The organism is Solibacillus sp. FSL K6-1523 (assembly GCF_038005225.1).
Lineage (GTDB): Bacteria > Bacillota > Bacilli > Bacillales_A > Planococcaceae > Solibacillus.
This window is the reverse complement of the sequence record NZ_JBBOSU010000001.1, coordinates 3,989,583-3,997,500: the sequence shown is the minus strand read 5'-3', so window position 1 is coordinate 3,997,500 and position 7,918 is coordinate 3,989,583. Positions and strand designations below refer to the sequence as shown.

General features: G+C 40.7%; 7 protein-coding genes, 2 rRNA genes and 1 riboswitch (1 of these 10 running past the window's edge). All 9 genes read left to right on the top strand.

All coding sequences use genetic code 11. The features are described 5' to 3' along the window. A 23S ribosomal RNA gene (locus tag MHI10_RS19270) occupies nucleotides 1–1,803 on the top strand; it begins 1,124 nt to the left of the window's first position. Between the two features lie 60 nt (nucleotides 1,804–1,863). Then, nucleotides 1,864–1,979, top strand: a 5S ribosomal RNA gene (gene rrf / locus MHI10_RS19265). Nucleotides 1,980–2,120: 141 nt separating this feature from the next. Next, nucleotides 2,121–2,810 (top strand): response regulator transcription factor, encoded by a 690-nt coding sequence (locus MHI10_RS19260; RefSeq protein WP_340788347.1) that lies wholly within the window; start codon nucleotides 2,121–2,123, stop codon nucleotides 2,808–2,810. After that, nucleotides 2,807–4,255, top strand: a complete 1,449-nt coding sequence (locus MHI10_RS19255; protein ID WP_340788345.1) for a sensor histidine kinase — start codon at nucleotides 2,807–2,809, stop codon at nucleotides 4,253–4,255. The genes MHI10_RS19260 and MHI10_RS19255 overlap by 4 nt, the downstream gene beginning before the upstream one ends. 153 nt (nucleotides 4,256–4,408) lie before the next feature. Then, nucleotides 4,409–5,305 (top strand): LolA family protein, encoded by an 897-nt coding sequence (locus tag MHI10_RS19250; protein WP_340788342.1) that lies wholly within the window; start codon nucleotides 4,409–4,411, stop codon nucleotides 5,303–5,305. A 146-nt stretch (nucleotides 5,306–5,451) separates the two neighbouring features. After that, nucleotides 5,452–5,637, top strand: coding sequence for an NETI motif-containing protein (locus MHI10_RS19245; RefSeq protein WP_340788340.1), 186 nt, complete (start codon nucleotides 5,452–5,454; stop codon nucleotides 5,635–5,637). A gap of 101 nt (nucleotides 5,638–5,738) precedes the next feature. Continuing rightward, nucleotides 5,739–5,838, top strand: a riboswitch (purine riboswitch). A gap of 162 nt (nucleotides 5,839–6,000) precedes the next feature. Continuing rightward, the gene (gene purE, locus MHI10_RS19240) at nucleotides 6,001–6,489 is read left to right on the top strand and encodes a 5-(carboxyamino)imidazole ribonucleotide mutase (protein ID WP_099425381.1); all 489 of its coding nucleotides are present in this window, start codon (nucleotides 6,001–6,003) and stop codon (nucleotides 6,487–6,489) included. After that, on the top strand, nucleotides 6,486–7,610 hold the full coding sequence (purK, locus tag MHI10_RS19235) for a 5-(carboxyamino)imidazole ribonucleotide synthase (protein WP_340788337.1): 1,125 nt from the start codon (nucleotides 6,486–6,488) through the stop codon (nucleotides 7,608–7,610). Before purE ends, purK begins: the two co-directional genes overlap by 4 nt. A 59-nt stretch (nucleotides 7,611–7,669) precedes the next feature. Beyond that, nucleotides 7,670–7,918 carry a phosphoribosylformylglycinamidine synthase subunit PurS gene (purS, locus tag MHI10_RS19230; RefSeq protein ID WP_057984876.1) on the top strand — a complete coding sequence of 83 codons (249 nt, stop codon included), beginning with the start codon at nucleotides 7,670–7,672 and terminating at the stop codon, nucleotides 7,916–7,918.

Sequence of the window (7,918 nt, the reverse complement as noted above, 5' to 3'; positions counted from 1 at the left end):
CATTTAAAGAGTGCGTAATAGCTCACTGGTCGAGTGACGCTGCGCCGAAAATTTATCGGGGCTAAACGATTCACCGAAGCTGTGGATGCATCCGTATGGATGCGTGGTAGGAGAGCGTTCTAAGGGCGTTGAAGTCAGACCGGAAGGACTGGTGGAGCGCTTAGAAGTGAGAATGCCGGTATGAGTAGCGAAAGACGGGTGAGAATCCCGTCCACCGTATGACTAAGGTTTCCTGAGGAAGGCTCGTCCGCTCAGGGTTAGTCGGGACCTAAGCCGAGGCCGATAGGCGTAGGCGATGGACAACAGGTTGATATTCCTGTACCACCTCCTCACCGTTTGAGAAATGGGGGGACGCAGTAGGATAGGGTAAGCAGAGCGTTGGTTGTCTCTGTTCAAGCAGTAAGGCGTGTGTGTAGGCAAATCCGCACACTAATACGTTGAGCTGTGATGACGAGTCCGTATGGACGAAGTTCCTGATTTCACACTGCCAAGAAAAGCCTCTATCGAGGTGAGAGGTGCCCGTACCGCAAACCGACACAGGTAGTCGAGGAGAGAATCCTAAGGTGTGCGAGAGAACTCTCGTTAAGGAACTCGGCAAAATGACCCCGTAACTTCGGGAGAAGGGGTGCTCTTGAGCGTGCAAGCGCATGAGAGCCGCAGTGAATAGGCCCAGGCGACTGTTTAGCAAAAACACAGGTCTCTGCAAAACCGTAAGGTGAAGTATAGGGGCTGACGCCTGCCCGGTGCTGGAAGGTTAAGAGGAGTGGTTAGCGCAAGCGAAGCTACGAATTGAAGCCCCAGTAAACGGCGGCCGTAACTATAACGGTCCTAAGGTAGCGAAATTCCTTGTCGGGTAAGTTCCGACCCGCACGAAAGGCGTAACGATCTGGGCACTGTCTCAACGAGAGACTCGGTGAAATTATAGTACCTGTGAAGATGCAGGTTACCCGCGACAGGACGGAAAGACCCCGTGGAGCTTTACTGTAGCCTGATATTGAATTTTGGTACAACTTGTACAGGATAGGTAGGAGCCAGAGATCTCGGAGCGCCAGCTTCGAAGGAGGCGTCAGTGGGATACTACCCTGGTTGTATTGAACTTCTAACCCATGCCCCTTAGCGGGGTAGGAGACAGTGTCAGGCGGACAGTTTGACTGGGGCGGTCGCCTCCTAAAGAGTAACGGAGGCGCCCAAAGGTTCCCTCAGAATGGTTGGAAATCATTCGTAGAGTGTAAAGGCATAAGGGAGCTTGACTGCGAGACCTACAAGTCGAGCAGGGTCGAAAGACGGGCTTAGTGATCCGGTGGTTCCGCATGGAAGGGCCATCGCTCAACGGATAAAAGCTACCCCGGGGATAACAGGCTTATCTCCCCCAAGAGTCCACATCGACGGGGAGGTTTGGCACCTCGATGTCGGCTCATCGCATCCTGGGGCTGTAGTCGGTCCCAAGGGTTGGGCTGTTCGCCCATTAAAGCGGTACGCGAGCTGGGTTCAGAACGTCGTGAGACAGTTCGGTCCCTATCCGTCGTGGGCGTAGGAAATTTGAGAGGAGCTGTCCTTAGTACGAGAGGACCGGGATGGACACACCGCTGGTGTACCAGTTGTTCTGCCAAGAGCATCGCTGGGTAGCTATGTGTGGACGGGATAAGTGCTGAAAGCATCTAAGCATGAAGCCCCCCTCAAGATGAGATTTCCCATTACGCAAGTAAGTAAGACCCCTGAAAGACGATCAGGTAGATAGGTTCGAGGTGGAAGTGTGGCGACATATGGAGCTGACGAATACTAATCGGTCGAGGACTTAACCACAATTTATTGCACAATTTCAATGAAACGTTTATCCAGTTTTGAGAGAGCAATCTTTCATAGTGAAGTGATGATGGCAAAGAGGTCACACCCGTTCCCATACCGAACACGGAAGTTAAGCTCTTTAGCGCCGATGGTAGTTGGGGGCTTCCCCCTGTGAGAGTAGGACATCGCTTCGCAAAAATAAAAAGGCTCAAAGCATAATGCTTTGGGTCTTTTTTTCATTCTAAAAAACGTAAATTTTATGAGAAAATAAAGAAATTATAAAGTTTGAAAGTTCATAAAGGTCACCTGTTATATTAATGATAGGAGGAATAAAGATGCTGCAGCAAATATTATTAGTAGAAGATGACTACGAAATAGCAAGAATTATAAAAGATACACTTACTAAAGAAGGCTATCACGTTATTTTGGCAACAACAGGATTACATGATTTTAAACAAAACGGTTTTGATTTAGTATTAGTGGATTGGATGATGCCAGAAATGGATGGTCTCACATTGATTGAACATATACGTCTAGAAAGTGATGTGCCTATTATTATGATTAGCGCACGCAATACAGATACTGATAAAGTCCAAGGTTTGCAAGGAGCTGATGATTATTTAGCTAAACCATTTTCATTAGAGGAATTGAAAGCGCGTGTTAGCTCACAATTACGTAGATGGCAACGCTACAATAAAGTTCAACAAGTTACAGAAATGGATGTCTATGCACATGGATTAAAAATCAATTGGGCAAAGAATATAGCAGAGTTGAATGATATTGATTTAACACTGACACAAAAGGAGTTTGCGCTTTTAAAAGTGTTAGCTCAAAATGTAGGGCAAATATTTACAAAGGAGGAATTGTATATCCATGTATGGCAACAATCAAGCTTTATGGATACAAACACTGTGACAGTCCATATTAAATCTTTGCGAGAAAAATTGCAGGATTCTGTGAAAACACCGCATTTCATTCAAACGGTCTGGGGAAAAGGTTATCGCTTTATTGGTGAGATTTTATGAAGGTAAAAACGTGGCTATTGCTTACGTATTTACTCGTAATGCTATTACCTTTAGCTGGGGTGTATGGACTTTATTTATCGATTAATAATTATTACCAGGATAAGCAAGTTGCGGAGTATTTTGAAAAACGTTCGACACTCAATAAAATAAAAAAAGTTGTTAGTCAAAATAAACTGTATGAGCGTGAGGCGAATTTTAATGAATTAGAGGAACTTGTATCAAATGAAGTACAAATTTCACTTTATGGCGGTAATGGATTAATTATTTATACATCGAACCCTATGAATAATCGAGTTGGAAGTTTTGAAAATAAAAAAATATTGTATCAAGGATTATATGAATTTAAACAAAATTATCGAACCTTTACATATAAAGAACCGATTTATGTGAAGGGGAAAATCGTAGGTATTTATGAGGTTGTCCTGCTGCGCACGGAATGGGTCGAACAGGTAAACACGCAAACCTATTTAGTTGTAGCGGGTATTATCTTACTGCTTGTAGTGATCTATGGGGGAATTATTTACTTTTTAAACCAACGATTAAATCATCCAGTGAAAGAGCTTATGCTTCAAATGAAGGCATTTGCTAAAGGGGAAAAAGTTCCGTCAACATTGCATGAAAAAAAAGATGAGTTGGGTGAACTAGCGTGGAGTTTTTTGGTGATGCAGCAGGAAATAGAACTGGCCCGAAAGCAGATTCAAGAGGAACAAGGTCAAAAAGAATTTATAATTGCAAGCCTTTCACATGATTTAAAAACACCACTCACATCCATTCAAGCATATGCAGAAGGCCTAAAAAATGGGCAGCTATCAAATGAAGAACAACAGGACTATTTAAAAGTGATTTTAACTAAATCAGATTTTATGAAGCAAATGTTAGACGATTTGATGATGTATACATTGTTGCAATCACCTACTTATAAAATGCATTTAGTAGAAGTAGAAGGTGACGAGTATTTTGACATGCTGTTGTCTGATTATGAGCAGGTAAGTAGAGAGAAGGGGTTCTCAGTAAGTACGTTCATACAAGTCGAGGGTATGTATGAGGTGAACCCAAAGCAGTTAATAAGAGTTGTGGATAATCTGTTAGCAAATGCTTGGCGATATACGGAAACAAGTGGTCGAATCGAAATTACGGCCTTTGAGCCACCTATAATACCAACTCATTGTAAAAAATGGGTGAAGTCTCATTTAACAAAACAAGAAGGCCTATATATGATTATCCAAAATAGTGGAGAAGGCATTCCAATAGAACACTGTCAGCAATTATTTGAACCGTTGTATCAGCTAGATCAGGCGCGTAGTCAAAATGGACAGCGAGGGGCAGGGTTAGGGTTAAGCATCGCATGGCAAATTATTGAGAAGCATGGTGGAAAAATAGGAGTTGCTTCGGATGAAAATGAAGGAACAGCCATTATTTGTTGGTTACCAAAAAAGGAGGAATAATAAATGAAAAAATTGATCTATGCAGGTACATTAGCGGTAGGGTTATTGCTAGGTGCTTGTAGTGAGGAAACAAGTAATTTATCACCTCAGGAAATTTTAGATCAAGCGGTATAGGATACAACGACGTTACAATCGTATTACGGAGAGTATGTAATGGATATGGGCGACGAACAGCCATCGATGATTAAAGAATGGGTAAAGGATGGCAAGCGTCGTATAGAGTTACAAGGCAGTCATAAAGAGCATTTTATTACGGTGAATGACGGGCAGAAAATAATGATGCTCGATGTGAATGAAAATATTGTACATGAATATGATATTTCAAATGAAGCAGCAGGTTTTACAACGCCAACATTAAAGGAGCAAGCTTCAATTTTACTAAACATCGTAGAGGACACACATGATATTAAAATTGCTGGTGAAGAAAAGATTGCAGGACGTGCCACTTATCATATTATAGCAACAACAAAAGAAAAAAGTTTGATTGGTGATTTAGAAATTTGGGTGGATAAAGAAAATTGGATGGTTCTCAAATCAATTACGAATAGTGCCAACATAGAGATGGTATCGGAATATAAAGTAGTTGATCTATCGCCAACAATAGAGGATGAATTATTTGTGTTGGAAATTCCAGAAGGGGCTGTAGTGGAACAGCTGGATACGGAGATTACTTTTGAACAAGTTGGATTAGAGCAAGTAATTGAAAAGCTTGGTACATTTTTAGTGTTTACAGATGATGATTTGACGCTTGAGTGGATTCAGGATTATAGTTCTGATAAACATTTAGAATACGGCTTTAATTATAGTAAGGATGGTGAGAAGTGGCTCATGTTATCAATCTTACCTAGCGCACAAATAGATAATGAAGTATCGCTAGGTGAAGAGAAGATAACAGTGCGTAATGCCACAGGGGAACAAATGGAGATGGGGAACTTCCGATTAATTCAATGGTCGGAAAATAATTTAACATACAATGTTATGATTGAGCACCCAGATGCTACATTTGAAGAAGTTTACGCGTATATAGAAAATATGGAGCTTGTACAATAAGAAAAAGGCGTGTTTGTCATTTTATAAATGATAAGTGCGCTTTTTTTATTATGTCTATTTCTTGTTCTTTAGTTGAGCGCTAGGGAAAAATTAATAATCGCATGTTATAGTAAGAAAATAAAGAACTTTGAAAGGAACGAGTTAAATTGTCTAAAAAACAGATTTGGTATGAAGTACAAGAAAACGAAACAATTGAGCAATGTTTGGAAAGAATGAACAAAGATGGATATATGCCATTTGGACGCAAGGAGGAACCGGTGTTTCATCTAGTAGATGGAGAACCAACATATTTACGTCAAAAGATTATGTTTAAAGGCATTTTAAGCGAATAATTTATAACATGTTACCGAAAACCGAACATTATCGTTAAGGTAAAATATAACGTTCGCATTTTATCGTTGCTTTTCTTGTGAACCCTTGTTAAAATGACTAAAGGAAAAACATTAAACCCCCACATATATGCTAGATAATATGGCTCTGGCGTTTCTACCCGAAACCTTAAATTTCGGACTATGAGGGAAAGCAACTTTTGGGAAAATTAGCAAAGGGTGTGTCTTCTAATGAAGTTATGTGCATATTCTTTCATCTTTAGGTCCTCAAGTGATTTGCTTTCTTTTGAATAGAGAGTAGATTATTTGGGGACTTTTTTAGTGCGTTACTGAATTAAGTAGGTTGTCTTAAAGGAGAGCAAAATGATGAATCCAAAAATTGGTGTTATTATGGGCAGTTCTAGTGACTGGGAAACAATGAAACATGCATGTGATATTTTAGATGAATTAGCAGTTCCTTATGAAAAGAAAGTTGTATCAGCACATCGTACGCCAGACTTAATGTTTGAATATGCAGAAGCAGCTCGCGGACGCGGAATTCAAGTCATTATTGCGGGTGCGGGTGGTGCAGCACACTTACCAGGTATGGTCGCTGCGAAAACAACATTACCTGTTATCGGAGTTCCAGTACAATCACGTGCATTAAATGGACTTGATTCATTATTATCAATTGTTCAAATGCCAGGTGGCGTACCGGTAGCGACAGTCGCAATCGGTAAAGCAGGCGCAACAAACGCAGGTTTACTTGCAGCACAAATTTTAGGAGCAACGGATCAAGAACTAGCAAATAAGCTAGATGCTCGCCGTGAAGCAACGAAGGCACAAGTTTTAGAAAGCACAGGTGACCTAGTGTGACGAAGATGATCTATCCTGGGCAAACAATTGGCATTATTGGTGGCGGTCAGCTCGGTCGAATGATGGCTGTTGCTGCAAAAGAGGCAGGTTATAAAATTGCTGTACTAGAGCCTACAATGGATTCACCATGTGGACAAGTTGCAGATATTCGTATCGTAGCGCCATATGATGATGAAGCCGCATTAGAAGAATTAGCAGAAGTAAGTGATGTGATTACTTACGAATTTGAAAATATTGATTATGAAGGTTTAAAGCGGTTGACGGAAATTGCTTACGTTCCTCAAGGGGCTGAGCTCGTACGCATTACGCAAAACCGTGTAACAGAAAAAGCTGCGATTGTCGAAGCAGGATGTCCAGTAGCACCTTATGTCGTAGCAGATACTTATGAACAGCTTTGTGAGTCAATCGAACAAATTGGCTTCCCTTGCATCGTAAAAACGGCTCGTGGTGGCTATGATGGCAAAGGACAGCAACTGTTAAAAGGTTCAGAAGATTTGCCATTAGCAAAAAGTTTATTTGACCATTCACAATGTATTGCAGAAGGCTTTGTACCATTTACGAAGGAAATTTCAGTTATTGTTCAACGTAACGGACAGGGTGAAACGTACTGCTTACCAGTTGGAGAAAATATTCATGTCAATCATATTTTACATGAAACGATTGTACCAGCTCGTATTTCAAATGATACCGCGGCATTAGCGGAAGAGGCAGCGATGAAAATTGCGGATCACTTAAAGCTTGTCGGAACATTAGCAGTTGAATTATTTGTATTAGAAGATGGCAACATTGTTATTAATGAATGTGCACCGCGACCACATAACTCGGGTCATTACTCAATTGAGGCGTGCAATATTTCGCAATTCACACAGCATATTCGTGCTGTATGCGGATGGCCATTACGTAAACCAAAGCTATGGGCACCATCGATTATGGTCAATGTACTTGGACAGCATGTTGTAGCCTTAACAAACTCTATTTCGAAATATCCTGATTGGTCTGTTCACCTTTACGGAAAAGCAGAAGCAAAAGTAAATCGTAAAATGGGACATGTAACAATTATGGTAGATGATTTGGATCAAGCATTACAACAAATTGAGGATTCCGGCATTTGGTCTGAGTAAGAAAAGTTTGATAGAAAAGTATACGAAAATAACTTATATAAACTTGGAGGCAATCAATCATGAAGAAAGTTAAAATTTACGTTACATTACGCGAAAGCATTTTAGATCCACAAGGTTCAGCAGTAAAAGGTTCATTAACACAAATCGGTTATGAAGAAGTTCAAGATTTACGTATTGGTAAATATTTAGAATTAACAATCGGTGATACAGACCGTGATATCGACACAATCGTAAAAGAAATGTGTGAAAAAGTGTTAACGAACGTTGTTATTGAAGATTACCGCTTTGAGATTGAGGAGGCAAACTAA

Bases quoted from the DNA above. Each gene is read 5' to 3' on its own strand.
- MHI10_RS19260 (WP_340788347.1), top strand. From the start codon at position 2,121: ATGCTGCAGCAAATATTATTAGTAGAAGATGACTACGAAATAGCAAGA.
- MHI10_RS19255 (WP_340788345.1), top strand. From the start codon at position 2,807: ATGAAGGTAAAAACGTGGCTATTGCTTACGTATTTACTCGTAATGCTA.
- MHI10_RS19250 (WP_340788342.1), top strand. From the start codon at position 4,409: ATGGATATGGGCGACGAACAGCCATCGATGATTAAAGAATGGGTAAAG.
- purE (WP_099425381.1), top strand. From the start codon at position 6,001: ATGAATCCAAAAATTGGTGTTATTATGGGCAGTTCTAGTGACTGGGAA.
- purS (WP_057984876.1), top strand. From the start codon at position 7,670: ATGAAGAAAGTTAAAATTTACGTTACATTACGCGAAAGCATTTTAGAT.